Source organism: Streptomyces sp. JH34, from assembly GCF_029428875.1.
GTDB lineage: Bacteria > Actinomycetota > Actinomycetes > Streptomycetales > Streptomycetaceae > Streptomyces.
Map to the genome: position 1 here is coordinate 3,869,370 of NZ_JAJSOO010000001.1, position 25,254 is coordinate 3,894,623.

Consider the following 25,254-nt stretch of genomic DNA (forward strand, 5'->3'; position numbering starts at 1 on the left):
CGTTGAAGCGTGACCGAGACCAAGACCCAGAGCCCGGAGCGCCGGGCAGCCGCGGCGGCGATAGACAGCCTTCGGCAGGACCTGTTCCACGACGTCTTCGACTACCGCCCGCTGGACCCGCTGGGCACGGGCGGGCCAGTGGTCCGACGCCTCCCGGCGCCCTTCCGCAAGGGCGCCGTCTGGTTCCCGCACGCGGTGGTGGGCATGGTCGCGCTGATCTCGCTGCTGGAGGGCGTCTTCGCCGCGAACGACTACTCGCCGTTCGGCATCGCGACCCTCATCACCGCGTTCCTCCCGGCCGGCACGCTGCTGATGACGCTGGTCCGCCCCGTCCTCGCGTTCTGGGTGTCGATCGTGTCGACCCCGGTGGTGGCGATGGTGGGCAGCGGCGACTGGCCGTGGCAGCCGAGCGCCTTCGCCTGCCACCTGGGTGTGCTGGTCGTCGTCGCGGCGAGGACCCGGCCGCGTACAGCCGCCTGGATGTGGCTGATCACCCTGTTCGTCGGGAGTCTCCTCGGGAACATGGGCCCCGGCTTCTCCAACACCGCGCCGATGGCCGTCACCTCCGCCTTCGCCCTGCTCCTCGTCGCCATGGTGCAGGTGCGCCGCGAGGCACAGCACGAGGTCACCGTGCAGCGCACCGTCACCGCCGTCGAGCGCGACCGTCGGACGCTCCTGGAGGAGCGCACCACCATCGCCCGAGAGCTGCACGACGTCGTCGCGCACCACATGTCGGTCGTCGCGATCCAGGCGGAGGCGGCCCCGTACCGGGTGGAGAATCCGCCGCCCGAGCTGGAGCAGGCCTTCGTCACCATCCGGGAGAACGCCGTGGCCGCGCTCACCGAGCTGCGCCGGGTGCTCGGCGTCGTACGGGCGGAGGACTACGAGGCGCCCGACGCCCCGCAGCCCACGCTCGCCGAGATCGACCGGCTGCTGGACAACGTCCGGGAGACCGGACTGGAGACGGAGAAGACGGTCACCGGTGCGGTGCGGGTGCTGCCTCAGGGCGTCGAACTGTCCGCGTACCGGATCGTCCAGGAGGCGCTGAGCAACACCCTCCGGCACGCCCCCGGCGCCGCGGCCAAGGTGGAGATCGGCTACGTGCTGGGCGGACTCGGGGTACGGGTCGTCAACGGCCCCCCGCGGGGGCTGGTCAAGCCGTCGCCGGGCGCCGGGCACGGGATCACGGGGATGCGGGAGCGGGTCGCGATGCTGAACGGCGAGATGACGGCCGGGGCGACCGGGGACGGCGGCTACGAGGTCGCCGTGTTCCTCCCGGTGCCGGCGGAGCGGGAGCGGGCCGAGGCCGGTGAGGGAGCATGAGCGAAGCGTCCATCCGGGTCCTGATCGTCGACGACCAGGCGATGGTCCGCGAGGGTTTCTCGGTGCTGCTCAACGCGATGCCCGGCATCGAGGTCGTCGGTGAGGCCGTCGACGGCCGGCAGGCCGTCTCCCAGGTCGCGGCCCTGCGGCCCGACGTGGTGCTGATGGACATCCGCATGCCGGAGCTCAACGGCATCGAGGCGACCCGCGAGATCGTCGCCGCCGACGCGGAAGCCAAGGTGCTCGTCCTGACCACCTTCGACCTCGACGAGTACGTGTACCAGGCGCTGCGGGCCGGCGCCTCGGGCTTCCTGCTGAAGGACGCCTCGGCCCGGCAGCTCGCCGACGGCGTGCGGGTGGTGGCGTCCGGCGAGGCGCTGCTCGCCCCGACGGTGACCCGGCGGCTGATCACCGAGTTCTCGAAGATCGCCGAGGCGCCGCGGCCGCCCGCCATGGCCAGGATCGGTGACCTCACCGAGCGGGAGACGGAGGTGCTCGTACTGATCGCCCAGGGCCTGTCGAACCTGGAGATCGCCTCGCACCTGGTGGTCGCCGAGTCGACCATCAAGACCCACGTCAGCCGCATCCTGGTGAAGCTGGGGCTGCGGGACCGGACCCAGGCGGCCGTGTTCGCCTACGAGGCGCGGCTGGTCACGCCCGGGTAGCGTCTGCCCATGCACGTGTCCTTCGACCCCTGGTCCCCGGCGTTCGTCGCCGACCCGTACCCCGCCTACGCCGCGCTCCGCGCCACGGGCAGGGCGCACTACTTCGAGCCGACCCGGCAGTGGCTGATCCCGCACTACTCCGACGTGTCCGGGCTGCTGCGCGACCGGCGGCTGGGGCGGACGTACCTGCACCGCTTCAGCCACGACGAGTTCGGCGTCACCGCCCCGCCCGCCGCCCACGAGCCGTTCCACACGCTCAACGGACAGGGGATCCTCGACCTGGAGGCCCCGGACCACACCCGGATCCGGCGGCTGGTCGCCAAGGCGTTCACCCCCCGCCGGGTCGAGGCGCTCGTCCCGACCGTGGAGCGGCTGGCGGCCGGGCTCGTCGACGACTTCGTCGCGGCGGGCGGCGGCGACCTGCTGAGCGCGGTCGCCGAGCCGCTGCCGGTGGCCGTCATCGCCGAGATGCTGGGTGTGCCGGAGGCCGACCGGGGGCTGCTGCGGCCGTGGTCGGCGGCGATCTGCGGGATGTTCGAACTGAACCCGACGGAGGAGACCGCTCGGGCCGCCGTCCAGGCGTCGGTCGAGTTCTCCGCCTATCTGCGCGAACTGATCGCGGCCCGGCGCGCGGATCCGGGAGCGGACCTGATCTCCGGGCTGATCGCCGCCCACGACGAGGAGGACCGGCTGACCGAGCAGGAGATCATCTCCACCTGCGTACTCCTGCTCAACGCCGGTCACGAGGCCACCGTCAACGCCACGGTCAACAGCTGGTGGATGCTCTTCCGGCACCCGGAGCAGCTGGCGTCCCTGCGCGGCGACCACGCTCTGCTGCCGACCGCCGTGGAGGAACTGCTGCGCTACGACACCCCGGTGCCCATGTTCGCGCGCTGGGTCCTGGACGACATCGAGATCGACGGCACCGTCATTCCGCGCGGCTCGCAGGTCGCGCTGCTCTTCGCGTCGGCCAACCGTGACCCGGAGCGCTTCGCCGACGCGGAGACCCTGGACCTGTCCCGGCAGGACAACCCGCACATCTCGTTCGGCGCGGGCATCCATTACTGCCTGGGCGCGCCTCTGGCCCGCATCGAACTCGCCGCTTCGTTCGGCGAGTTGCTTCGCAAGGCGCCCGGGATGCGGCTGGCGGCGGAGCCGGAGTGGAATCCGGGGTACGTGATCCGGGGCCTGCGGGAGCTACGCGTCGAGATCTGACACGAGGGTGCCGGACAGCCGCACGCGGTCCGGGTCGTGCGGATTCGCCCAGGTGTGCAGGGCCCACGCGGACAGGGCGAGTACGCCCGCCGCGCACACGGCCGCGACGACGGCGCGGGACCGCGGCGGGGCGAGGCCGCGCAGCAGACGCAGAGTCAGCAGCCAGACGGCCGACGGGATCAGGGCCCCGGCGAGCAGGAGGAGGGGCAGCTCCGTCCAGAGGACGGAGAGGTCCCGGCCCTGGCCCTCGAAGCCGCCGCCCATGTGGCGCCGGGTGCGCCCCGAGGAGCCCCAGACGTACAGGGCCGTGGCGGCCCCGAGTGCCGCAGTCGCACACCCGCCGTACCCTGCCGCGTCACGTTGCTCCATGGTCCTCAGGACGCCCGGGCGCCGTGGCCGGTTCCTGCCTCGTCTCCGGGTCCCGGCGCCAAAAGCCCTCCAGACCGAGGAGGAGCGAGGCGGTGGCGACCAGGGTGAGGACGGCCAGGGGTGTCCAGCCCATGGGGGCCGCGGGCAGCCGCGGGAGATGGCCGAAAGGCGACAGATCGCTCGTCCGGCCCGGGAACCTGAGCAGTTGCCCGAGGCAGCCCGGTGACGAACGCGTACACCGCGGACCGCCCGGAATAAAGTCGAACCGTGACAGGAGCAGGGAGGCGGCGGAAGACATGACCGGCGGGAGCGGTGAGCCCGGAGCGACGGGAGGGGCCGGCCGCGACGAGGACGCGGTGGCACGCTTCGTCGAGCGCTTCGCGGCCGAGATGACGGAGGCCGGGATGCAGCGGATGGCCGCGCGTGTCTTCGCGTCGCTCCTCGCCGCCGACGACGGCTCCATGACCTCGGCGGAGCTCGGCGAGCAGCTCAGGATCAGCCCGGCCGCGGTGTCGGGGGCGGTCAACTACCTCAGCCAGGTCAGGATGGTCGGCCGGGAACGGGACCCGGGGTCACGCAGGGACCGCTATCGCCTGCACGACGAGATCTGGTACGCCACCTTCGCCGACCGCGACCAGGTGCTGACGCGCTGGGAGCGCACGCTGAGGGAGGGCGCACGTTCCCTCGGCCAGGACACCCCGGCCGGGGCGCGGCTCGTGGAGACGGCGGAGTTCTTCGAGTTCATGCAGGCCGAACTGGTCGGCGTCCTGGACCGGTGGCGCGAGAGCCGCAGGACGTCGGGCTGACGGCCGTGCGGCGCCGGGTCAGGCGTCCTCCGCCGGGAGTACCAGACCCCAGGCGTCCGCGTGCACGGTCCAGGTGCGGGTCCTGACGGGGCCCGCCACCTGTATGTCCGCGCGGTAGCGGAAGTCCGGCCCGGAGACCGTGACCGCCTTGGCCTCGGCCGTGTGCGTCTCGCCGGAGGCCGTGCGGACCACCACGTCCGCCAGCCCGCCGTCGCCCTGGGCGGCCACCGAGAGCCCCTCGACCGGCTGGTCGAGGTCGTTCAGCAGGACCCCGTCCGCCTCCACCCGCAGCCGGTGGGACCGGGAAGGGCCGGCGGACGAGGGCGGGGCGGGCCGGACCAGCGAGGCCACCAGGGTGCGGCAGGTGTCCCAGACCGTGTGGGGCGGGCCGGGAGAGGGTGCGGCGGCCGGTATGCGCAGCTCGCCGAGGACCACTCCGTCACTGTCGTCGACGAGCAGGTCCAGCCGCCGGCGGGTCCCGTCGAGCGCGGTGCGCGCGGCCGCGACCGCGCCCCGGGGCACGCCGAGGGCGTAGCTGAGTTCGAGGCTGTGCGCCGCGCCGACCGGGATCAGGGAGAGCGCGCTGCCGGCCAGCTCCCGCTCCCGGTGGAGCTGGGACACGGCACGCAGCAGAGCGTGGTCGTCGCCGACCACGACCGGACGTCTGGAGCCGCGCCGGGACAGGGCCCTGGCGAACTCGTCGGGGCCGTCCGCGAAGCAGATCTTGGCGTGGGCGCCCGCGCTCAGGACGTCCTTCGCGATGCGCACGGACTCCCCGTCGAAGCGGCGGGCAAGGGGGTCGATGAGCACGAGTAGCTGGTGGTCGCCGTCGCCGGGGGGCTCTGCAGCCGACACCTCGGTCCTTCCTCGGGTAGCATCTTGGTGCAAGAGCCCCTTGCGCTATTGCGCCAGGGGCTTGGTCTATTCCGGGGCACCCGGTTCGACGGCTCAGGCTTTGCCGTACATCGTCGTGCGGCATGTACGACCTTTACGTACGCCCCCTGACCTTGGACATGCCCCGCCCGGAAGGGGTGTACGCCTGTGCCCGCACTTGTGCTGCTCGGTGCTCAGTGGGGTGACGAGGGCAAGGGGAAGGCCACCGACCTCCTCGGTGGATCCGTTGACTATGTGGTGCGCTACCAGGGCGGCAACAACGCCGGCCACACGGTTGTCGTAGGCGACCAGAAGTACGCACTGCATCTGCTCCCCTCCGGAATCCTGTCGCCCGGATGTACTCCGGTCATCGGTAACGGTGTCGTCGTCGACCCGGCGGTCCTGCTCTCCGAGCTGAGCGGCCTGAACGAGCGGGGCGTCGACACGTCCAAGCTCCTGATCAGCGGCAACGCTCATTTGATCACCCCGTACAACGTCACCGTCGACAAGGTGACGGAACGCTTCCTCGGCAAGCGCAAGATCGGTACGACCGGTCGCGGCATCGGCCCGACCTACGCCGACAAGATCAACCGGGTGGGCATCCGCGTCCAGGACCTCTACGACGAGTCGATCCTGGAGCAGAAGGTCGAAGCGGCGCTGGAGCAGAAGAACCAGCTGCTCGCCAAGGTCTTCAACCGGCGCGCGATCGAGTCCGGCAAGATCGTCGAGGAGATGCTCCAGTACGCGGAGCAGATCAAGCCGTACGTCGCCGACACGACGCTGATCCTGAACGACGCCATCGACGAGGGCAAGGTCGTCCTCTTCGAGGGCGGCCAGGGCACCCTGCTGGACGTCGACCACGGCACGTATCCCTTCGTCACCTCGTCGAACCCGACCGCGGGCGGCGCCTGCACCGGTGCCGGCGTGGGCCCGACGAAGATCAGCCGGGTCATCGGCATCCTCAAGGCCTACACCACGCGTGTCGGTGCCGGCCCCTTCCCGACGGAACTTCTCGACGAGGACGGAGAGGCGCTGCGCCGGATCGGCGGGGAGCGCGGCGTCACCACCGGCCGTGACCGTCGCTGCGGCTGGTTCGACGCCCCGATCGCGCGGTACGCGACCCGGGTCAACGGCCTCACGGACTTCTTCCTCACCAAGCTGGACGTGCTGACCGGCTGGGAGCGGATCCCGGTGTGCGTGGCCTACGAGATCGACGGCAAGCGCGTCGAGGAGCTCCCGTACAGCCAGACCGACTTCCACCACGCGAAGCCGGTCTACGAGACGCTGCCGGGCTGGTCCGAGGACATCACGAAGGCCAAGACCTTCGCCGACCTGCCGAAGAACGCGCAGGCGTACGTGAAGGCGCTGGAGGAGATGTCCGGCGCCCCGATCTCCGCGATCGGTGTCGGCCCCGGCCGTACCGAGACCATCGAGATCAACTCGTTCCTGTAGAACACCGCACAGTCCCGCAGGAGCGTTTCCGCGGGCACGGCGCGACGGCGGCCGGACTCTCCCCGGAGGGTCCGGCCGCCGTGCTGTGCGCGGTCGCGGATCCGGTCAGGGAATCGGGCTCGATCCCCTGTCGGGGAAAGGCGCCGCTCGCCGCTCAGTCCTCCCCGCAGAGCCGCATGCCCTTCGGGGTCGCGCAGGGCAGGTGGCCGTTGGTGCGCATGATCTCCTCGCCGTAGTCGTCCAGGTAGTTCAGGAAGCCGGCGACCAGCGAGTCCGCGGGAGGCGACCCGTAGGTGTACGCGTACTCGATCTCCCGGTACGGGTAGCTGCTGGTGGCGATCGTGTCCACGGACGGGGTGACGCCGTCGATGGACACGCGGTGCGCCCCGTCGGGTACGTCGCCGCCCCGCAGCTCGGTGTAGCCGATCGCCCCGTCCAGCTCGGCGACCTCGGACAGGACCTGGTCCGTGCCGTCGAGTTCGCAGCGGAGCACCGGGGCGTCGGCGTCGTCCTTGGTGACGCAGTCGCGGGAGGAGGTGGCGAGCTCGTTGGCGTCGAGGACACGGCGCTGGAAGACCTCGCGGGTCCCGGAGTTGGCGTCCCTGCTGACGAGCCGGATCTCCAGGTCGGGGCCACCGGGGATCTGGTTCCAGTTGCGGATCTCGCCGCGGTGGACGCCTCTGATCTGGTCCAGGGAGAGATCGGTCACCGGCACCGTGTCGTTGACGACGAGGGAGAACAGCGAGATCGCGACCAGCTTCTCGCGCAGGTCCTTCAGAGCGGCGGGTCTGGGGCCGTCGGACAGGGCGATCATGGACGGGGAACCGGCGGAGCCGGCCCGGCCGCCCAGTGCGTCGAGTTTCCGCACCCCGGCGTTGCTGCCGTGGACGTCCAGACGGATCGTGGCGCCCTCGCACTCGTCCTCGTACGTCTCCTTCAGCTCCTCCAGCACCGGCTTGAACGCCGTGGAGCCGGTGACCGTGAGCGTGCCGGCCGCGCAGTCCAGCGGGGGCGGGGAGTCGTCCCGCACGACGATGATGCCGGCGAGGGCGACGACGCAGACGGTGAGCGCCACGGTGACGATCCTGGCCGGTGGGCCGAAGAGCGGGGGCTTCTCGTCGGGGCGGGCGGCCGTGTTCCGCGCGACGACCCCGTCCCGGATGCCTCCGGTGACCTTGATGGGGCCGCCCACCCGCGAACCGGTGAGCAGGACCAGGAGCTTGAAGTGCTCGTTGCGGTTGAGCGGCACGCGTGGCAGCCGGATGACCGAGCCGTGGTGCCGCAGCCCGGCGGCCGGGGTGAAGTGATCCATCAGGTGTTCGGCGTCCGGTGAATGGGTCACGGCTATCCCGCGGACCGTCCGCCCGGTGAACTCGGCGGTGAGTCCCTGGAGTTCTCCGCGCCCCGTGTAGTCCTCGTCGCCGATCGACTGCGAGCCGTCGTTCTCGATGCGCAGCAGGACGAGCGTGGCGTCGGCCATGTCCGGGGTCTCGTCGAAGAGTCCCAGCCGCACGTTGGCCCGGCCCTGGCTGACCTCGCTGCCGATGGGGGTGTCCATCTGCACGCGGTAGCCGATGCGCTTGCGGCGGGGGACCCGGCGCTCGTACCAGAGCACGCCCGCCGAGGTCATGACACCCAGGACGGCGGTGAGGAGGGCGACGACGTTCTCCGGGCTGAACCACTCCATGTTCCTCGCGCTCCCCCGTGGGTGAGGTGGGCCGGTCGGCGTCACGGTACGGGCGGGAAGTGCGAGGTGGGGGAGCCTCCGGTTTCCTTCCGGCGAAGTTCGTCTCGCGTTCAACATGCCGCTCCGGGCGCGGAGTTGAAGAGTTGCCGACGGTGCCGAGTTCTGGTCTAGACCTTGACAGGTCCAGACCATCGACGCTTGAGTTGGCCGTACCCCCCATGGCGGCGCACGCTCGGTGCGGGCGCCGCGACGAAGGAGTGATCACGTGGCCAAACGTGTCATGAGCCTGATCGCCGCGCTGGGCGCGGTCATCGCTACGTTCGTCTTCCTCCCCGCCTCCACCGCGTCGGCCGCCACCTGCGCCCCGGCCTGGAACGCCTCCTCCGTCTACTGGGGCGGCGGCTCGGCCTCGTACAACGGGCACAACTGGTCCGCGAAGTGGTGGACGCAGAACGAGCGGCCCGGCACGGCCGATGTCTGGGCCGACCAGGGCAGCTGCGGGTCCGGTGGCACGGAGGAGCCCAACCCCACGGGCTTCGTCGTGAGCGAGTCCCAGTTCAACCAGATGTTCCCGAGCCGGAACTCCTTCTACACCTACAGCGGACTGACCGCCGCGCTGAGCGCCTACCCCGGCTTCGCCAACACCGGCAGTGACACGGTCAAGAAGCAGGAGGCGGCGGCGTTCCTCGCCAACGTCAGCCATGAGACCGGCGGTCTCGTGCACATCGTCGAGCAGAACACCGCGAACTACCCGCACTACTGCGACACCAGCCAGTCGTACGGCTGCCCGGCCGGCCAGGCCGCCTACTACGGCCGCGGCCCGATCCAGCTGAGCTGGAACTTCAACTACAAGGCCGCTGGTGACGCGCTCGGCATCGACCTGCTGGGCAACCCCTGGCAGGTGGAGCAGAACGCGGCCGTGGCATGGAAGACCGGCCTCTGGTACTGGAACACCCAGTCCGGCCCCGGCACCATGACGCCGCACAACGCCATGGTCAACGGCGCCGGTTTCGGTGAGACCATCCGGTCCATCAACGGCAGCATCGAGTGCAACGGCGGCAACCCCGCCCAGGTGCAGAGCCGCATCGACAAGTACCGGGCGTTCGTCCAGATCCTGGGCACCACGCCCGGGTCGAACCTGGGCTGCTGAACCCGGTCCCACCCCGGGAGAGGGGGCGCGTCCGCAACGGCCGGGCGCGCCCCCGTTTCGCGTCCCCGGCACACGACGCTCCCTCTCCGCCGGGTCGGGGGAGGGCCCCCGATTCGTTCTCCGGCACGGGCGTTGGCAGGATCACCCACCATGAACACGGACAGCAACGGAATCCCGCCCACGACCACCGCGGACCGCCTCGCCCGGATCGACGACGTCCTCGCTCTGCCCTTCCCCGCCGGGGAGGAGAGCGAGGACAGCGGTGCGCGCAGCAGCGGCCCCGGACACCACCTGCTGATCCTGCGGGCGAGCCAGGACTTCTGGGACGACCGTTCCCCCGAGGTCGTCGAGCCCGCGGAGCAGGAGATCGAGGTCGAGTTCAGCGCCCTGGCGACCGCGTTGAGCGAGCGGTGGGGCGAGCCGGAGACCGTCGACCTCTGGCCGTTCCTGGATCGGGACGACGACGGCGCGGGCGTCGCCCCGGAACCGATCGGTCAGCTCTGCAACCTGGCGGGCAGCATGCAGGTCTGGCGTGTGCCCGGGGGCACGCGGTGGCTCGGTCTCGCGGTCGGGCAGGCCGATCCCGAATTCCCCATCTGGCTGCTGGCCGCGGTCGGCGAGGCGGCGGCGCTTCCGGGGTGAGCCCGGAGCCCTGGACGGGTTGTGGTCAGAGCAGTGACGGCTTCACCGACATCAGCAGGTGCTGGTGGGCGGGCGTGCCCGTGTCCTCCCCGCCGGTGATCATCGCGCGCTGTCCCGGACCCATCAGCCTCATCCTGACCGTCGTGTCCTCGAAGGAGGACAGGGCGTCCATCAGATACGCCGGGTTGAAGGCCACCGTCGTCTCCTCGGCACCGTCGAAGGCCGCGGGCAGCCGCTGCGAGGCCACGTCGTCCTCGAACCCCGCCTGCAGCAGGGCCGATCCGTCCGGCCCGGGGGAGAACGTGATCTGCAGCGGGCTCCCGCCGTCCGCGACCACGGAGACCCGCTTGACGGCCTCCGTCAGACGCGCCCGGTCCATCACCGCGGCCGCGGGATCCGCCAGCGCGAACAGCTTGTCGTGACGCGGCAGCCTGCCGTCCAGCAGACGCACCGTCGTGCGCGTCCCGGCGTGCTCGAACCCGGCCGACCCGCCGTCCACGGAGACGGCGACCTGTCCGGACCGGCCGAGCGAACGGGCGATCTCGGTCAGCCGGCGGGCCGACACGACGACGTCGGCCACCACGTCCGGCGCCGCCGCCTCGAACCGCAGGGTGCGCACCGCGAAGCGGTACCGGTCCGTGGCCGCCAGCGTCATCGTGGAGCCGTCGAGGCCGAGGCGGATGCCGGTGAGCGTCGGCAGGGTGTCGTCCCGCCCCGCGGCCACCGCCACCTGGGCGACGGCCGAGCCGAACTCCCCGGCGTCCACCGCGCCGCACACGTCCGGCAGCGGTGGCAGCGCGGGGTAGTCGTCGAGGGGCAGGACCGAGAGACCGAAGCGGGAGCCGTCTCCCGTGACCGTGAAGCGTGAGCCCTCCACCGCGCACTCCACGGGCCCCTCGGGCAGCACCTTGCAGATGTCGAGCAGCCGCCGGCCCATCACCAGAACCCTCCCGGGCCGGACGGTGTGCGCCTCCGCCTCGACGCGCGCGGAGGCCTCGAAGTCCAGCCCGGAGACCCGGAGCCGGCCCGTGTCCGCGTCGAGGAGGAGTCCGCCGAGGACGGGAACGGGCGAGCGCGCGGGCAGCACCCGGGCTGCCCGCGAGACGGCATCGGTCAGTGCGCCACGTTCCATGCGGAATTCCACGGCAGGGGCCTCTCGTCCGGCGTACGACACGGTCGAGATCCACGCTAGGCGGGGCCACTGACAGTCGGTGCGGGCCGACGACAGCGACCACCCCCGTGAGCCGCTGCCGCCGTACCACCGGGGCTTCCCCCGACGTGCTCGGGCCCCGGGTCCGGGACGTCATGACGTCCCCCGACGCCCCCGGACGCCCCGGAACACGCTGGGGACTCTAGGGGGACGGGGCGGCGGACCGGGAGATTCAATCCGCACCGTGTGGCCCGTGACGGGTATCGATCCGCACAGCCGTACCGGTACTCTGCACTCCGGTTTCAGGGAGGATCGGAGGTCGTGTGCGAGCGCGGGAACGGGCCGACGAGGTACTGCTGATGTACCGGCTCGCACGGACCGGTGGCTCGCCGGAACTGCTGCGCAGGCTGGCCCGGCGGGCGGAGGGCTGGGCCGGGATCCTCGGCGGCGACGGCACGGTGCTCCAGGCCGCGGCCGGGAACGCCCGGTGGCCGGGGCACGAGGCGGCCGGGATCGCCGCCCGGGCCGCACGTGAACTGACGGCCCGGGGCGCCGGCTCCTGCTCCCTCGACACCGAGGGGTGCACCGCGCTGCTGCTGCCCCTCGACCGGACACCAGGGGACCACGGTCCGGTCCTCGCCCTGGTCGCCCCCAGGCCGCTGCCCGCCGGGCTGAGCACACTGATGGCCGACGCGGCGATGCCGCTCGCCCTGGCGTGGGCGGCGGAGAGCCTGGAGCGCAGGCGGCGGCGGGTGGACCTCGCGGAGTCCCGCGGCCGCGAGGCCGTGCTGCATCTGCTGATGACGGGTCAGCTCTCCATCGCCCATCAAGTGGCGGGCGCCCTCCGGCCGAAGCTGCCCGACCCCGTACGCGTCTGTGTCGTCGAGTGCTCCGGCGGACAGCGGGACGAGGTGGCCCGGATCTGCGCGGACGTCTCCGGCGGCCGGACGTGGATCGTGCGCTGCCCGGTCTACGCCCGCCACCTGATCCTGATCGCGCCGGCGGACGACGAGACGGACGCGGGAGCGGACGAACCGGGAAGCCGGCGCCCGCTCGGCCTCGCCGTCGCCGCGCGGGTGGACGACTGCGTCGTCGGCGTCAGCGAGGAGGTGCGGCTGCCCGACACGGCGACCGCCTACCAGCAGGCGTTCCATGCCCTCGCCGTCGCCCGTGGACTCCCCGGCCGCCACGCCGGATTCGGCTCGGCCCCGGAACCCGCGCTGGTCGTCGGAGCCGCCGGGGCTCGCTGGGCCGACACCCTGCTCGCGCCCCTCCTCGCCCATCTCCCGCGCCGCTCGCAGGACCCGGGCAGCCAGGAACTGTCGGCGACGGTCGCGTCCTGGCTGGCGTTCTCCTCCCACGCCACCCAGCACCTGAAGATCCACCGCAACACGCTGGCCGCCCGGCTGAGGTTCGTCGGCGAACTCCTCGGCCTGGACCTGAACCGGGTCGCGGACCAGGCGGCGGTCGACCTGGCCCTCAGGATCAGGGCCACCCCCTCACTGCGCCCCCGCTCCGGGACCCCGGCGGTGTCCGGGGACCTCGACACCGTGCTGCGCGCCCCCGGCGTCCAGGACTGGGCCGTCCAGCAGTTGCGGCTCCTCGCCGGGGCCGGGCCCACGGGGGAGGAGACCCTGCGGACCTGGCTGCGGTGCGAGGCCCGACTGAGCCCGGCCGCAGCCGAACTGGGCATCTCCGTGCCCGGCGCGCGCAAGCGCCTCACGCGGCTCGAGGCACTGCTGTGCCGGTCGCTGCTGCAGACACCGAGCGCGCGGTACGACCTGTGGCTCGCCTTCCGGGCGGTGGACCTCGCGGCCTGAGCCGCCCGGCCCGTGGCCGTGCCCGCCTCAGCCCGTCTTCGTGTACGTCAGGCTCTGGCCGGTGGACACGATCTCCCGGCGCAGGTCTCCGTCGGGCAGCAGCGTCAGGTCGGTGGGCTTGCCAGGGCTGCACGACGACATCGGCTCGCCCTCGGTGACGCGGGAGGCCCCGACGCGTACGGAGTCCCCGGAGGCGGAAACGCTCGTCAGGTCGGCCTCGAACACGCAGCGGTAGGAGCCCCCCGTGTCGAGCGGGCCCTTGGCGGTGAGGGACAGCACGGTGTCGCCCTCTCCGCCCTGCCGGACGACGAGTTGACGGGTGGACGTGCCGTCCCCGCCGCCGACGTCCGCGGTCCAGGTCCCCAGGAGTCCGGAAGGGACCGTGCCGCCGGAGTCCTTGCCGTCGGTCTTCGTGCCGCCTTCGGACGATCCGGCGCCGGAGGAGGAGCCGGCGGTGGGGGACGCCGTCGAGCCGCCGTCCCCGCTCCGGGTGAAGGCGTAGACGCCCCAGCCCGCCCCCGCCGCGACGAGCACCGCCACCGCGACCAGCAGCACGGTGGAGCCCGCTCCGCGGCGGCGTTCGGGCACGGGCGGGGCGAAGACGGCTGCCGGACCGTGCGGGGAGGTGGGGCCGTAGCCGTATGCGGGAGCCTGCTGCTGGGGGTACCCGTACGAGTGCTGCGGCTGGGCCGGGTGCGGCGCCGGCCCGGGCGGGCCGACCCGGGTGGGGGCCTGGTGCGGGGCCTCGTGCGGGGCCGCGGGCTGCCGGACCGGTGCGGGAGGCGTGGGCGGCGCCGTGCGAGGGGCCTGCTCGGGGACGCGTACCTCCGGGACGCGAGGGGCCGGGGCGTCCTCCTCCGGGTCCTCGGAGTCCAGCAGTTCCACGGCGTGCCTGCCCAGTTGGGCGATCAGCGCACCGGGCAGCCACGGTTCCGCCGTGTCCGTGTCGCCCAGCCGCTCCAGGACGGTCTCCGTGGAGGGCCGCGCGGCCGGGTCCTTCTCGAGGCAGTCCCGGATCAGTCCGACCAGGTCGGCGGGCACACCGGTGAGGTCCGGGTCCTCCTGCGCGATCCGGTACATCAAGGCGTGGATCCTGCTGTCCGAGGCACCGAAGGGCAGCCGTCCGGTCGCCGCGTACGCCAGTACGGAGCCCAGGCAGAACACGTCGCACGCGGTCGTCACGCGTTCGCCCCGTACCTGCTCGGGCGCCATGAAGCCGGGTGACCCGATCATCGCGCCGGTGCGCGTGAGCCCTCCGTCGGCGACGGTGTCCAGAGCCCGGGCGATGCCGAAGTCGATGACCCGGGGGCCGTCGATCGTCACCAGGACGTTGGACGGTTTCAGGTCGCGGTGGATCAGCCCGGCGCGGTGGATGTCCGTGAGCGCCCCCGCGAGTCCGGCGCCCAGGATCCGGACGGAGCGTTCGGGGAGCGGACCGTACGCCCCGGACTCGGCCACCGGGGCGCCGGAGCGGCCCGAGACGATCCTGTGGAGGGAGGGGCCGGCGACGTAACCGGTGGCCACCCACGGCACCGCCGCGTCCACCCCGGCGTCGAGCACCGGAGCGGTCCAGGAGCCGCCGACCTTCCGGGCGGCCTGCACCTCCGCCCGGAAACGGTCGCGGAACTGCTGCTGTTCGGCGAGCTCGGCACGGACCAGCTTGATGGCGACGGTGCGGCCCCGGTCCGAGCGGGCCAGGAACACCTGACCCATCCCGCCGGCTCCGAGCCGCCCCAACAGCCGGTAGCTGCCGATGCGTTGCGGATCGCCGGAGCCCAGCTTCTCCATGGTGCGCTTCCTCCCCGAACGGCCGTGTCGGGCCGTGGGTCGAGGATAGCGGCGGTCCAGCCCGCGGGCCGCCCGTGGCCGGGAGACCGGACCGGGCGGATCAGCTCCGGGAGGATGCCGGTGGTGGCCCTGCCGTGGGCGCCAGGGTGTCCATGGCGGCCGAGAGGCGTTCCAGCACCTGGACGGTACGCGCGAACTCCTCCGCGCCCAGCGCGTCGGCCAGCCGCTCCGCGAACTCCGCGTGGGCGGGGTCGATCCGGCCCACCGCAGCCCGGCCCTCCGGGGTGGGACGGAGTAGTTTCGCGCGCCGGTGGGCCGGGTTCGCGACGTACTCCGCCAGACCCTGGTCCACCAGCAGATCGGCGATCCGCTGCACGCTCTGCCGGGTGATTCCCATCGCGCGGGCGATCCCCGCCACGGGGAGCGGGCCGCTCAGGACCGCGCCGAGGACCTGCCACCGTGCCGCGGTGAGGCCGGCGGGAGAGGCCAGTTCCCCGGCGACGGAGAGGAAACGGCCGTTGAGGCGGAACACCGCGAGCGCGGTGCGGCTGAACAGGTCAGGGTCGTCGGCGCTCATCCTTCGAGCACCTCGTAGGCGCTCGCGTCCGAGTCGTGGAAGAGCCGGTACCAGGCGTCCAGCTTCTCCGGCGTGAACACCCCGAGCAGTCCGAAGATCTCGCGGGCGAAGGCGACCGGCTCGGTCGGTCCCGCGGTGACGAGAGCGCCACGGGACGCTCCGCCGGAGTCCGTGCCGGGATCCGTCACCGCGTCGGCGTCGACGTAGTGCGCACCGCCCGCGTACCCCGTGGCGGCGAGGTAGTACGACACGGCACTCGTGTGGGGGCGGTCGTCGAGCAGTCCTTCGCGGGCCAGCCCCGCGGTCGCCCCGCAGATGGCCGCCACGGGCACACCGGCCTCCAGGAAGGTCCGCGCCGCACGGGCGAACGGGGTGAGGGTGTCACCGGAGTCCCAGAGGGAGGCCCCGGTGAGGAGGAGCAGGGCGCTGTCCCCGGGGGCCAGTCCACCGAGCGTCAGGTCCGGCTGTACGCGCACCCCGCCCATGGTGGTGACGGGCTCGGCTGTGAGGCCGACGGTCCGCACGGTGTAGCCGAGTCCGGTGAGCTGGGCCGTGGCGAAGCCCGGTTCCCAGTCGGCGAAGGTGTCGTAGACGGCCAGGTGGACGGTCGTGCCGGTCATGGTGACCTCCGGTGGCGAAGCACGGGACGTATGACAGTAGGCTGTCATTCTGGCAGGATGCTGTCAATTGGTCGGTCTGTTCCGGACGCGACCCGACACCCTGCCGAGCCGGGCGGCCCGCGCCGTACACAGTGGCCATGGAGAACGGCCGCGGTGGCCGCATACGCTCGCCGCATGAGCCCCGATGCCCCTCGCGCCCCGTACACCGACCCCGCAGCGGGCGCGGCCGTGAAGGCCGCCGACCGCGCGCACGTGTTCCACTCCTGGTCCGCCCAGGGCCTGATCGACCCGCTCGCCGTCGCCGGCGCCGAGGGGGCGTACTTCTGGGATTACGACGGCAACCGCTACCTGGACCTCACCAGCGGTCTCGTCTTCACCAACATCGGCTACCAGCACCCCGTCGTGGTCGCCGCGATCCAGGAACAGGCGGGGAAGCTGGCCACGTTCGCCCCCGCCTTCGCCGTCGAGGCGCGCTCCGAGGCGGCCCGTCTCATCGCCGAGCGCACCCCGGGCGACCTGGACAAGATCTTCTTCACCAACGGTGGTGCCGAGGCCGTCGAGAACGCCGTCCGCATGGCCCGGCTGCACACCGGACGCCAGAAGGTGCTCTCCGCCTACCGCTCGTACCACGGGGCCACCGCCACCGCGATCAACCTCACCGGTGACCCGCGCCGCTGGGCCTCCGACACCGGTTCGGCGGGCGTCGTCCGCTTCTGGGCGCCGTTCCTCTACCGGTCGCCGTTCCACGCGGAGACCGAGGCCGAGGAGTGTGCCCGCGCGCTCCAGCACCTCGAGGACACGCTGGCCTTCGAGGGTCCGGCGACCGTCGCCGCCGTCGTCCTGGAGACGATCCCCGGCACGGCGGGCATCATGACGCCGCCGCCGGGCTATCTCGCGGGTGTCCGTGAGATCTGCGACCGGTACGGCATCGTCTTCGTCCTGGACGAGGTGATGGCCGGCTTCGGGCGCACCGGGAAGTGGTTCGCCGCCGACCACCACGACGTCGTGCCGGACCTGATGACCTTCGCGAAGGGCGTCAACTCCGGTTACGTACCGCTCGGCGGCGTCGCCATCAGCGCCGAGATCGCCGCCACCTTCGACACCCGCCCCTACCCCGGCGGGCTCACGTACTCCGGCCACCCGCTGGCCTGTGCCGCGGCCGTCGCCACGATCAAGGTGATGGAGGACGAGAAGATCGTCGAGGGCGCCGCGCACCTCGGCGAGCACGTCCTCGGTCCCGGCCTGCGCGAGCTCGCCGAGCACCACCCGTCCGTCGGCGAGGTGCGGGGGCTCGGCGCGTTCTGGGCGCTGGAGCTGGTCCGCGACAGGGAGACCCGGGAGCCCCTGGTCCCGTACAACGCGACCGGCGAGGCCAACGCCCCGATGGCGGCCTTCGGCGCGGCCTGCAGGAAGAACGGCCTCTGGCCCTTCATCAACATGAACCGCACCCACGTCGTCCCCGCCTGCAACATCACCGAGACCGAGGCCGAGGAGGGTCTCGCGGCCCTGGACACGGCGCTCTCGGTCGCCGACGAGTACACCGTGTAGACGCCCTTGGACGCGACGCCCTCCCCCGTGCCCGGAACCGGGCACTTGCCCTGGCTTATGGTGACCCAAGCCGAGAACGGGAGGGGGCGTCATGGGTGCGGGCGGAGGCGTGACCCGCAGTACGCTGCGGCAGCAGATCGCCGACGCGTTGCGTGACGAGGTCCTCGCGGGGCGTATGCGGCCACGGGTGGAATTCACCGTCAAGCAGATCGCCGAGCAGTACGGGGTGTCCGCGACCCCCGTGCGTGAGGCGCTCTTCGACCTCAGCGCGCAGGGCCTGCTCGAATCCGACCAGCACCGCGGCTTCCGGGTCCGTGAGTTCACCGTCGCCGACTACCGGTCGATGGTCGAGGCCCGCGCCCTGGTCATAGACGGGGTGTTCCGCGGGATCTTCGACGGCACCGGCTCGGCGCCCGCCGTGCCGGCCGCCCACCTGCCCGCTCTCGTGTCCGTACGCCGCCGGGCCGAGGAGGCCACCCGGGCGGCGCTCAGCGGCGACCTCGACATCCTCATCGGCTACGACCTGAGGTTCTGGCGGGAACTCGGCGCCGTCATCGGCAACACCTACATCAACGACTTCCTGCAGCGGCTCCGGATGCAGGCGTGGATCTTCGCCGTCCCGTACCTCCGGGGGGACGCCGATGTCCGCGACTGGCTGTGGAACGGCCACCGCGAACTCGTGGAGGCGATCACGGCCGCGGACGGGCCCGCCGTGCGCGCGGTGCTGGACGCCTACCACGCGCACGGCACGGACTGGGCGGACCGTCTGGCCGCCGACAACCCCCCGCACCCGGGCCACGGCTGAGTGCCGGCAGGCCCCGGGGCACCCCGCACCCTGTGCGCGCGGTCCCGGCCGCATTACGCTTGCCCGACCATCGCACGAACCCGTTGGAGAGCGAGACTTCGTGGCCTGTGACCTGTGGCTGGTCCCCCTCGTCGATGTGCTGTGCCACAGCCCCGACAACCCGTTCGCCGAAGAGATCGCCGTCTACGACAAGGCGTTGACCGAGGCGGGGCTGCCGCCCGTGCCCGTCTACGCCTACATGCCGGGACTCACCGGGGACGTCGCCCCGGTCGCGGGCTTCGACTACGACGCCCTGCACTTCCTGCGCCGCGCCTACCTGCTCCAGCTGAGTGGCCTCGCGGTCACGCCCGTCGACGAACTCGGCGGGGACTACGAGCAGTTGCTGGAGATGTTCGAGCAGAGCGCGCAGGAGTCGCACCTGGTGTGGCACTACGACCACGCCGGGGCGTACGTCCCGGTGGACTTCCCCCGTCCGCTCTCCGGCGACCAGCTCCTGGAGGGCGGCGGCCCGCTGGGCTCCTCCCACGGCCTGCTGCGTGAGCTGGAGTTCGTCGCCCCCTCGATCGGCATCGACCCGGCCAACCCGCCCGCCGCCCCCGTGCCGCCGGCCGGACCGACCACGCTGGAGGAGCCGGCCGCCCCGGTCCCGTACGACGACAGTCCCTTCGCCCGGGAGCGGCACGTCTGGCTGGGCCTGCACGCGGCGGCCACCCGCAGCCTCGCGCAGGGCTCGATGATCATCTTCAGCTGAGGCCGGGCCGCCGCACCGCACCGCCCCTTCGGCGGTGGTGCGGCCGATCCGGTCGTGGGGGCGGAGAGCGCCCGGCGCAGGCGGGGCGGTCCGGGGCTTCGACGCGGCCGCTGAGGCTTCAGCGGGGCGGCTCCGGGGGGCGCTGGCGCGGCATGTTCGGGCGCGCCACGGGCATGGTGAGCCGACCGGGCGCGGCTCCCGGCTCCGGGCGGCCGCCCGGCCCGCCCGACACCAGCGACTGCATCCCCATGGGCGCGGGCCCGGCCCGGAACTCCACCATCCAGTCCGCCGTCTCCATCCGGACCAGCTCGGTGATGTCCTCCGAGAACCGGCGCAGCACCCCCAGGCACCGCTCGGCTGCCTCGCTGGCGGTGCCCTCCGTCGGTCCGAGCACCTCGCGGACGCATTCCGAGGACCAGTCGAACTGGAGCACCTGGAGGCGTCGCTGCACGGCCTGTGCCGTCGCGAGGTTCCTTATCCAGCCCGAGGTCAGCCCGAAGTACCGGTCGCACGCCATGCAGGCGGCGCCCAGCAGGAGCGACAGGTAGCCCCAGCCGGCCGACCCGTGCAGTTCCCCGGTCAGATCGAGGAGGGGGAGGGCCGCGCCGGCCACCACCCCTGCCGCGGTGCCCAGCCGGAGCAGTCTGGCCGTGCGCCGCTTGCGGATGCGGTCGCGCAGATACCAGTCGGCGGTCTCGATGGCACCGGTCTCGACCCAGCGGTACAGCTCGTCGAGCCGTTCGGCCGGTTCGCCCCAGTCGCCGAGAGGGAAGGCGCGGCCGGTCAGATCCCGGGGGCTCGAAACGTAGCGCGAACCGGAAGGATCGGTTCCGGTGCCTGCACCGGATCCCGCGCCTGACTCCTTGCGGGGCGGCCCCTCGGGCTGCATCTCCGGCTGACTCACCGGGGCACTCCTCTGCACTCTGCGCTCGGCGCGTGTCGACGCGGATCGGCACGGTCTCGGTCATGGAGGGGGCGGATTCCGGCATATGACCGGCGCCCCCACCGTGTAACTCTGCGTTACCTTCAGCATGCGTACGGGTACGGATACGCATGCTCTTCCTACCGCCGAATGGTGGGCCGCGGGGTCGAAATCGCGGGATTCCCGGGTGGGTACGGCCTCTGGTCAGGTATAGGAGCACGGCAGATGCTTTTCAGAACTCACCCGAAAGAGTTGGTCGCCTGCGGGTGGGGCACGGCGTCCGGCGAACACGTAGGCTCGGCGTACCGAAACAATCCGTCGTCGAAATGCCAGGAGTGACCGTGATTCCCGGTGGTGGCCAGCCCAACATGCAGCAGCTGCTCCAGCAGGCCCAGAAGATGCAGCAGGATCTTGCCGTGGCCCAGGAGGAGCTGGCCAGGACCGAGGTCGAGGGACAGGCGGGCGGTGGTCTCGTGAAGGCCACCGTGACCGGGTCCGGCGAGCTCCGCGCCCTGGTGATCGACCCGGGCGCGGTGGACCCGGAGGACACCGAGACGCTGGCCGACCTCGTGGTCGCCGCGGTACAGGCGGCGAACGAGAACGCGCAGCAGCTCCAGCAGGAGAAGCTGGGCCCGCTGGCCCAGGGCCTGGGCGGCGGCATGCCGGGTCTCCCGTTCTGACCCCTGTAGCTACCCGGGCGTACCGGCTACGGTACGAGCAGGAAAAAGGAAAGGCGTTCCGTTGTACGAAGGCGTTGTTCAGGAGCTGATCGACGAGCTGGGCAGACTGCCGGGCGTCGGTCCCAAGAGCGCGCAGCGGATCGCCTTCCACATCCTGCAGGCCGAGCCCACCGACGTCCGCCGGCTGGCCCACGCCCTGCTCGAGGTCAAGGACAAGGTCCGGTTCTGCGAGATCTGCGGGAACGTCGCGCAGCAGGAGCAGTGCGGGATCTGCCGGGACGCGCGCCGGGACCGCTCGGTCATCTGCGTGGTCGAGGAGCCCAAGGACGTCGTCGCGATCGAGCGGACCCGTGAGTTCCGCGGCCGTTACCACGTGCTGGGCGGCGCGATCAGCCCGATCGAGGGCGTCGGCCCCGACGATCTGCGCATCCGGGAGCTGCTTGCCAGGCTCGCGGACGGCTCCATCACGGAGCTGATCCTGGCGACGGACCCCAACCTGGAGGGCGAGGCCACGGCGACGTACCTCGCCCGGATGGTCAAGCCGATGGGCCTGCGGGTCACGCGGCTGGCCAGCGGGCTGCCCGTCGGCGGCGACCTGGAGTACGCCGACGAGGTCACCCTCGGCCGCGCCTTCGAGGGAAGGCGGCTGCTCGATGTGTGACCCGGCATCTCACCGCGGCTTTACACGTGGTGGCGTTATGTTCTACCCACCGTTCGCGACCGTGCCCACGGGAGGTCCCCTCGATGTCTGACGCCACGCTGAACTCCGTCACGCAGGATCCGGACGACTTCGCCGTCCAGATCGCGGACCAGATCAAGACGTTCATCGTCGCGGTGACCGAGGTGTCGAAGGCGGAGGAGCCCGAAGAGGCCGTTCCGGTCCTGCTCCTCCAGGTCTCCCAGCTCCTGCTGGCCGGCGGAAGGCTCGGCGCCTACGAGGACATCCTCCCGGACGAGCGCTACGAGCCGGACCTGGGCGCCGAACCCGACGCCGACGGGCTGCGTGAGCGCTTCGCGGAGCTCCTGGAGCCCATCGACGTCTACTCCGAGGTCTTCGACCCGTACGAGCCGCGCAAGGCCCCCGTGCCCCACCGCATCTCCGACGACCTGGCCGACCTGGTCACGGACCTCGGGCACGGCCTCGCGCACTACGAGGCGGACCGCACGGCGGAGGCCATGTGGTGGTGGCAGTTCTCGTACTTCTCCAACTGGGGCTCCACCGCGTCGGCGTCCCTGCGCGCGCTCCAGTCGCTGATCGCCCACATCCGGCTGAACCAGCCGCTCCAGGAGCTCGACGGCCTGGACACGGACCAGGACCCGGGTGACGGGGACCTGGCCGAGGAGGCCGGGCGTGTGATGGCCGAGGAGATCGCCGGGCCGCTGGGCCTGCGCCCGGTCCGCTGACAGACTCCTTCGACCGCCCTCGCACCCGGGCCCGCGACAGCTCCTGCGCCCCGTTCCGGGGCCTTCGGTCCCACGAACGGCTGTGTGCCGCCAAGCTTCCGTGACGCGGGTTGTCGCGTCCGTACGGCTGCCCGGTGCCTCTGTGCCACCCGTGCCGTACGTGCCCGCCGTGGCGCCCGCGACCGTTGTGTCCTGGGCCACAAACAGGCGTGCGGTGTGGGAGGAAGGGGCAGCAGCCAGGTACGAGCAGTTCGGGACGACGCTCGTACCGGGCGGTGGGCGGGACATCTCACCATCCGGTACCGACGGGTCGATTCCGGACTGCTCGTTAAACTGAGCCGACCGCACCATTATTGAGCGAGGAGCGCACGTGGGCCTTGTCGTGCAGAAGTACGGAGGCTCCTCCGTAGCCGATGCCGAAGGCATCAAGCGTGTCGCCAAGCGAGTCGTCGACGCCAAGAGGAACGGCAACCAGGTGGTTGTCGTGGTGTCCGCGATGGGCGACACGACGGACGAGTTGATCGATCTCGCCGAGCAGGTATCCCCGATGCCTGCCGGGCGTGAGTTCGACATGCTGCTGACCGCCGGAGAGCGGATCTCCATGGCCCTCCTGGCGATGGCGATCAAAAACCTGGGCCACGCGGCCCAGTCGTTCACGGGCAGCCAGGCCGGTGTCATCACCGACTCGGTCCACAACAAAGCGCGCATCATCGATGTCACGCCCGGGCGCATCCGGACCTCGATCGACGAGGGCAACATCGCCATCGTCGCCGGGTTCCAGGGTGTGAGCCAGGAGGGCAAGAACATCACGACCCTCGGTCGCGGTGGCTCCGACACGACCGCTGTCGCGCTGGCCGCCGCGCTCGACGCCGAGGTCTGTGAGATCTACACCGATGTGGACGGTGTCTTCACCGCCGACCCCCGGGTCGTGAAGAAGGCCCGGAAGATCGACTGGATCTCCTTCGAGGACATGCTGGAGCTGGCGGCGTCCGGCTCCAAGGTGCTGCTGCACCGCTGCGTCGAGTACGCACGCCGTTACAACATCCCGATCCACGTCCGCTCGTCCTTCTCCGGACTGCGCGGCACCTGGGTCAGCAACGAGCCGCAAGGGGACCAGCAGGTGGAGCACGCCATCATCTCCGGAGTCGCCCACGACGTCTCCGAAGCCAAGGTCACGGTCGTCGGCGTTCCCGACAAGCCGGGCGAGGCCGCCGCGATCTTCCGCGCCATCGCGGACGCGGAGATCAACATGGACATGGTGGTGCAGAACGTCTCCGCCGCGTCGACCGGCCTGACGGACATCACGTTCACGCTGCCCAAGGCCGAGGGCCGCAAGGCCATCGACGCCCTGGAGCGGAACCGTGCCGGCATAGGGTTCGAGTCCCTGCGTTACGACGACCAGATCGCGAAGATCTCCCTCGTCGGCGCGGGCATGAAGACCAACCCCGGGGTCACCGCCGGCTTCTTCGAGGCGCTGTCCGACGTCGGGGTGAACATCGAGCTGATCTCGACGTCGGAGATCCGCATCTCGGTGGTCACGCGTGTCGACGACGTCAACGAGGCCGTGCGCGCCGTGCACACCGCCTTCGGCCTCGACAGCGACTCGGACGAGGCCGTCGTCTACGGGGGCACCGGCCGATGACAGGACGCCGCCCTTCGCTCGCGGTCGTCGGTGCGACCGGAGCGATCGGTGGCGTCATGCTCCAGATCCTCTCGCAGCACGCGGATGTCTGGGGCGAGGTCAGACTCATCGCCTCCCCGTGCGCGGCCGGCGCCAAGCTGGTCGTGCGCGGTGAGGAGGCCGAGGTCCTCGCGCTCTCCGAGGACGTGTTCGACGGGGTGGACGTGGCCCTGTTCCTGGTGCCGGACGAGGTGTCCGCGCAGTGGGGACCGGTCGCCGCCGCCCGGGGCGCCGTGGTCGTGGACGACTCGGCGGCCTTCCGGCTCGACGACGACGTTCCCCTCGTCGTCCCCGAGATCAATCCCCATGCCGTGCGGCGGAGGCCGCGCGGCATCGTCGCGTCGCCGAACTGCACGACGCTTTCGCTGATCGTCGCGGTCGGTGCCCTGCACGCCGAGTTCGGGCTGCGGGAGCTGATCGTCTCGTCGTACCAGGCGGTGAGCGGCGAGGGGCATGACGGTGTCGCCGCGCTCCGCGAGCAGCTCGCCCTGGTGGCGGGTACGGAGCTGGGCACACGGCCGGGGGACGTGCGCCGGGCGCTGGGTGACGGCGACAGGAGCCCCTTCGCCGCCCCCGTTGCGTTGAACGTGGTGCCGTGGGCCGGGACCGACGCCGGTGACGGCTGGTCCTCCGAGGAGCTGGCCATCCGCGCGGAGTGCCGGAAGGTGCTCGGCCTGCCGGACCTGAAGGTGACGGCGACCTGCGTGTACGTGCCCGTGGTCGCGACGCACTCCATGTCCGTGCACGCCCGCTTCGAGAACGAGGTGGACGTGGCCCGGGCGCACGAGGTCCTGGCGACCGCGCCCGGGGTGGTGCTCTTCGACAGCCCGGCCGCAGGGGACTTCCCCACACCGGCCGACGTCGTGGGCACCGACCCGACCTGGGTGGGCCGGGTGCGGCAGTCGATGGATGATCCACATGCCGTCGAAATGTTCATCTGCGGCGATAATCTCCGAAAAGGCGCGGCTCTCAATGTCGCTCAGATCGCCGAATCGGTGGCCGGGGAATTTACTCGTACCTGATCGAACCTGTTTTGTAGGATCTGTGTGCGCCCTGTGGGTAACTTGCCGGTCGGAACCCCTTGAGCTGGGGCGTTGGCATATCCGACGATGATCTCCTGGCCCTCCGCAACCGCTCGGCGGATGCGACGCGTCTATGTCGTCACTTCTTGCATGGCTGGATGCGTTTTCGGGGCGTTTGGGGAAGAGCAGGTACGAATGAGGGCATGTCGCACAGCATCGATCGCGGTGCCGTACGCGTACAACCCTGACGGGGGGACGAGTGTCCAACTGGCGTGGCAGAGGTTCTCGACATCACAGTGGTGGG

24 protein-coding genes are annotated in these 25,254 nt (G+C 71.6%); 16 read left to right on the top strand and 8 right to left on the bottom strand.

The genetic code is table 11. The annotated features are described in order from the left end of the window. Positions 1 to 9: 9 nt before the first annotated feature. From LWJ43_RS17230 to LWJ43_RS17240, 3 genes are read left to right on the top strand one after another with little or no spacing between them, the layout of a single operon-like run. The gene (locus tag LWJ43_RS17230; RefSeq protein WP_277333127.1) at positions 10 to 1,323 is read left to right on the top strand and encodes a sensor histidine kinase; all 1,314 of its coding nucleotides are present in this window, start codon (positions 10 to 12) and stop codon (positions 1,321 to 1,323) included. Next, on the top strand, positions 1,320 to 1,988 hold the full coding sequence (locus LWJ43_RS17235; RefSeq protein ID WP_277333128.1) for a response regulator: 669 nt from the start codon (positions 1,320 to 1,322) through the stop codon (positions 1,986 to 1,988). Before LWJ43_RS17230 ends, LWJ43_RS17235 begins: the two co-directional genes overlap by 4 nt. A gap of 9 nt (positions 1,989 to 1,997) precedes the next feature. Further along, positions 1,998 to 3,203, top strand: coding sequence for a cytochrome P450 (locus tag LWJ43_RS17240; protein WP_277333129.1), 1,206 nt, complete (start codon positions 1,998 to 2,000; stop codon positions 3,201 to 3,203). Here the strand turns inward: LWJ43_RS17240 and LWJ43_RS17245 are convergent. Next, on the bottom strand, positions 3,186 to 3,572 hold the full coding sequence (locus tag LWJ43_RS17245; protein ID WP_277333130.1) for a hypothetical protein: 387 nt from the start codon (positions 3,570 to 3,572) through the stop codon (positions 3,186 to 3,188). The two genes, LWJ43_RS17240 and LWJ43_RS17245, sit on opposite strands and share 18 nt — an antisense overlap. Positions 3,573 to 3,868: 296 nt before the next feature. On the opposite strand from LWJ43_RS17245, the gene LWJ43_RS17255 reads away from it, so the two are divergent. Further along, a complete protein-coding gene (locus LWJ43_RS17255; RefSeq protein ID WP_277333131.1) occupies positions 3,869 to 4,378 on the top strand; it encodes a GbsR/MarR family transcriptional regulator in 510 nt (169 codons plus the stop codon). A gap of 18 nt (positions 4,379 to 4,396) precedes the next feature. On the opposite strand, the gene LWJ43_RS17260 is transcribed toward LWJ43_RS17255, so the two are convergent. Next, positions 4,397 to 5,233: a diacylglycerol kinase family protein gene (locus LWJ43_RS17260; protein ID WP_277333132.1), complete on the bottom strand. Its 837-nt coding sequence runs from the start codon at positions 5,231 to 5,233 to the stop codon at positions 4,397 to 4,399. Between the two features lie 186 nt (positions 5,234 to 5,419). On the opposite strand from LWJ43_RS17260, the gene LWJ43_RS17265 reads away from it, so the two are divergent. Continuing rightward, on the top strand, positions 5,420 to 6,703 hold the full coding sequence (locus tag LWJ43_RS17265) for an adenylosuccinate synthase (protein ID WP_277333133.1): 1,284 nt from the start codon (positions 5,420 to 5,422) through the stop codon (positions 6,701 to 6,703). 154 nt (positions 6,704 to 6,857) lie between these two features. Here LWJ43_RS17265 and LWJ43_RS17270 read toward each other — a convergent pair whose 3' ends face one another. Continuing rightward, a complete protein-coding gene (locus LWJ43_RS17270) occupies positions 6,858 to 8,390 on the bottom strand; it encodes a substrate-binding domain-containing protein (protein ID WP_277333134.1) in 1,533 nt (510 codons plus the stop codon). A 265-nt stretch (positions 8,391 to 8,655) separates the two neighbouring features. Here LWJ43_RS17270 and LWJ43_RS17275 point away from each other — a divergent pair, with 265 nt between their 5' ends. After that, positions 8,656 to 9,540 carry a glycoside hydrolase family 19 protein gene (locus LWJ43_RS17275; protein WP_277333135.1) on the top strand — a complete coding sequence of 295 codons (885 nt, stop codon included), beginning with the start codon at positions 8,656 to 8,658 and terminating at the stop codon, positions 9,538 to 9,540. 150 nt (positions 9,541 to 9,690) lie between these two features. Then, entirely contained in the window at positions 9,691 to 10,182 is a 492-nt protein-coding gene (locus LWJ43_RS17280) for a hypothetical protein (protein ID WP_277333136.1), read from the top strand. Between the two features lie 25 nt (positions 10,183 to 10,207). Here LWJ43_RS17280 and dnaN read toward each other — a convergent pair whose 3' ends face one another. Then, entirely contained in the window at positions 10,208 to 11,326 is a 1,119-nt protein-coding gene (gene dnaN, locus LWJ43_RS17285; protein WP_277333137.1) for a DNA polymerase III subunit beta, read from the bottom strand. Positions 11,327 to 11,691: 365 nt separating this feature from the next. Between dnaN and LWJ43_RS17290 the strand changes: the two genes are divergently transcribed. Further along, on the top strand, positions 11,692 to 13,152 hold the full coding sequence (locus LWJ43_RS17290; RefSeq protein WP_277335910.1) for a helix-turn-helix domain-containing protein: 1,461 nt from the start codon (positions 11,692 to 11,694) through the stop codon (positions 13,150 to 13,152). Between the two features lie 27 nt (positions 13,153 to 13,179). On the opposite strand, the gene LWJ43_RS17295 is transcribed toward LWJ43_RS17290, so the two are convergent. From LWJ43_RS17295 to LWJ43_RS17305, 3 genes are all read right to left on the bottom strand, one after another. Then, entirely contained in the window at positions 13,180 to 14,940 is a 1,761-nt protein-coding gene (locus tag LWJ43_RS17295) for a serine/threonine-protein kinase (protein ID WP_277333138.1), read from the bottom strand. Positions 14,941 to 15,040: 100 nt separating this feature from the next. Beyond that, positions 15,041 to 15,517 carry a MarR family winged helix-turn-helix transcriptional regulator gene (locus LWJ43_RS17300; protein WP_277333139.1) on the bottom strand — a complete coding sequence of 159 codons (477 nt, stop codon included), beginning with the start codon at positions 15,515 to 15,517 and terminating at the stop codon, positions 15,041 to 15,043. After that, the gene (locus tag LWJ43_RS17305) at positions 15,514 to 16,137 is read right to left on the bottom strand and encodes a DJ-1/PfpI family protein (protein WP_277333140.1); all 624 of its coding nucleotides are present in this window, start codon (positions 16,135 to 16,137) and stop codon (positions 15,514 to 15,516) included. The genes LWJ43_RS17300 and LWJ43_RS17305 overlap by 4 nt, the downstream gene beginning before the upstream one ends. Before the next feature lie 174 nt (positions 16,138 to 16,311). Between LWJ43_RS17305 and LWJ43_RS17310 the strand changes: the two genes are divergently transcribed. The 3 genes from LWJ43_RS17310 (at position 16,312) to LWJ43_RS17320 (ending at position 19,241) form a co-directional block, all read left to right on the top strand. Further along, positions 16,312 to 17,685, top strand: coding sequence for an aspartate aminotransferase family protein (locus tag LWJ43_RS17310; protein WP_277333141.1), 1,374 nt, complete (start codon positions 16,312 to 16,314; stop codon positions 17,683 to 17,685). A gap of 91 nt (positions 17,686 to 17,776) precedes the next feature. Then, a complete protein-coding gene (locus LWJ43_RS17315; RefSeq protein ID WP_277333142.1) occupies positions 17,777 to 18,490 on the top strand; it encodes a GntR family transcriptional regulator in 714 nt (237 codons plus the stop codon). A 100-nt stretch (positions 18,491 to 18,590) separates the two neighbouring features. Beyond that, the gene (locus tag LWJ43_RS17320) at positions 18,591 to 19,241 is read left to right on the top strand and encodes a hypothetical protein (protein ID WP_277333143.1); all 651 of its coding nucleotides are present in this window, start codon (positions 18,591 to 18,593) and stop codon (positions 19,239 to 19,241) included. 118 nt (positions 19,242 to 19,359) lie between these two features. On the opposite strand, the gene LWJ43_RS17325 is transcribed toward LWJ43_RS17320, so the two are convergent. After that, the gene (locus LWJ43_RS17325; protein ID WP_277333144.1) at positions 19,360 to 20,145 is read right to left on the bottom strand and encodes an SLATT domain-containing protein; all 786 of its coding nucleotides are present in this window, start codon (positions 20,143 to 20,145) and stop codon (positions 19,360 to 19,362) included. Positions 20,146 to 20,504: 359 nt separating this feature from the next. Here LWJ43_RS17325 and LWJ43_RS17330 point away from each other — a divergent pair, with 359 nt between their 5' ends. From LWJ43_RS17330 to LWJ43_RS17350, 5 genes are all read left to right on the top strand, one after another. Continuing rightward, entirely contained in the window at positions 20,505 to 20,843 is a 339-nt protein-coding gene (locus tag LWJ43_RS17330; protein WP_277333145.1) for a YbaB/EbfC family nucleoid-associated protein, read from the top strand. A 61-nt stretch (positions 20,844 to 20,904) separates the two neighbouring features. Further along, positions 20,905 to 21,504 (top strand): recombination mediator RecR, encoded by a 600-nt coding sequence (gene recR, locus LWJ43_RS17335; protein WP_099173476.1) that lies wholly within the window; start codon positions 20,905 to 20,907, stop codon positions 21,502 to 21,504. A gap of 83 nt (positions 21,505 to 21,587) precedes the next feature. After that, positions 21,588 to 22,247, top strand: coding sequence for a DUF5063 domain-containing protein (locus tag LWJ43_RS17340; RefSeq protein WP_277333146.1), 660 nt, complete (start codon positions 21,588 to 21,590; stop codon positions 22,245 to 22,247). A 370-nt stretch (positions 22,248 to 22,617) separates the two neighbouring features. Then, entirely contained in the window at positions 22,618 to 23,889 is a 1,272-nt protein-coding gene (locus tag LWJ43_RS17345; RefSeq protein WP_277333147.1) for an aspartate kinase, read from the top strand. Then, on the top strand, positions 23,886 to 24,950 hold the full coding sequence (locus LWJ43_RS17350; protein ID WP_277333148.1) for an aspartate-semialdehyde dehydrogenase: 1,065 nt from the start codon (positions 23,886 to 23,888) through the stop codon (positions 24,948 to 24,950). Before LWJ43_RS17345 ends, LWJ43_RS17350 begins: the two co-directional genes overlap by 4 nt. Positions 24,951 to 25,254: the final 304 nt, after the last annotated feature.

What these genes read in the sequence shown, in the direction of transcription:
- LWJ43_RS17295 (WP_277333138.1), bottom strand. Translation starts at nt 14,940, where the DNA reads ATGGAGAAGCTGGGCTCCGGCGATCCGCAACGCATCGGCAGCTACCGG.
- LWJ43_RS17310 (WP_277333141.1), top strand. Translation starts at nt 16,312, where the DNA reads ATGAGCCCCGATGCCCCTCGCGCCCCGTACACCGACCCCGCAGCGGGC.
- LWJ43_RS17315 (WP_277333142.1), top strand. Translation starts at nt 17,777, where the DNA reads ATGGGTGCGGGCGGAGGCGTGACCCGCAGTACGCTGCGGCAGCAGATC.
- LWJ43_RS17280 (WP_277333136.1), top strand. Translation starts at nt 9,691, where the DNA reads ATGAACACGGACAGCAACGGAATCCCGCCCACGACCACCGCGGACCGC.
- LWJ43_RS17270 (WP_277333134.1), bottom strand. Translation starts at nt 8,390, where the DNA reads ATGGAGTGGTTCAGCCCGGAGAACGTCGTCGCCCTCCTCACCGCCGTC.
- LWJ43_RS17235 (WP_277333128.1), top strand. Translation starts at nt 1,320, where the DNA reads ATGAGCGAAGCGTCCATCCGGGTCCTGATCGTCGACGACCAGGCGATG.
- LWJ43_RS17255 (WP_277333131.1), top strand. Translation starts at nt 3,869, where the DNA reads ATGACCGGCGGGAGCGGTGAGCCCGGAGCGACGGGAGGGGCCGGCCGC.
- LWJ43_RS17290 (WP_277335910.1), top strand. Translation starts at nt 11,692, where the DNA reads ATGTACCGGCTCGCACGGACCGGTGGCTCGCCGGAACTGCTGCGCAGG.
- LWJ43_RS17300 (WP_277333139.1), bottom strand. Translation starts at nt 15,517, where the DNA reads ATGAGCGCCGACGACCCTGACCTGTTCAGCCGCACCGCGCTCGCGGTG.
- LWJ43_RS17245 (WP_277333130.1), bottom strand. Translation starts at nt 3,572, where the DNA reads ATGGAGCAACGTGACGCGGCAGGGTACGGCGGGTGTGCGACTGCGGCA.
- LWJ43_RS17350 (WP_277333148.1), top strand. Translation starts at nt 23,886, where the DNA reads ATGACAGGACGCCGCCCTTCGCTCGCGGTCGTCGGTGCGACCGGAGCG.
- LWJ43_RS17340 (WP_277333146.1), top strand. Translation starts at nt 21,588, where the DNA reads ATGTCTGACGCCACGCTGAACTCCGTCACGCAGGATCCGGACGACTTC.
- LWJ43_RS17240 (WP_277333129.1), top strand. Translation starts at nt 1,998, where the DNA reads ATGCACGTGTCCTTCGACCCCTGGTCCCCGGCGTTCGTCGCCGACCCG.
- LWJ43_RS17305 (WP_277333140.1), bottom strand. Translation starts at nt 16,137, where the DNA reads ATGACCGGCACGACCGTCCACCTGGCCGTCTACGACACCTTCGCCGAC.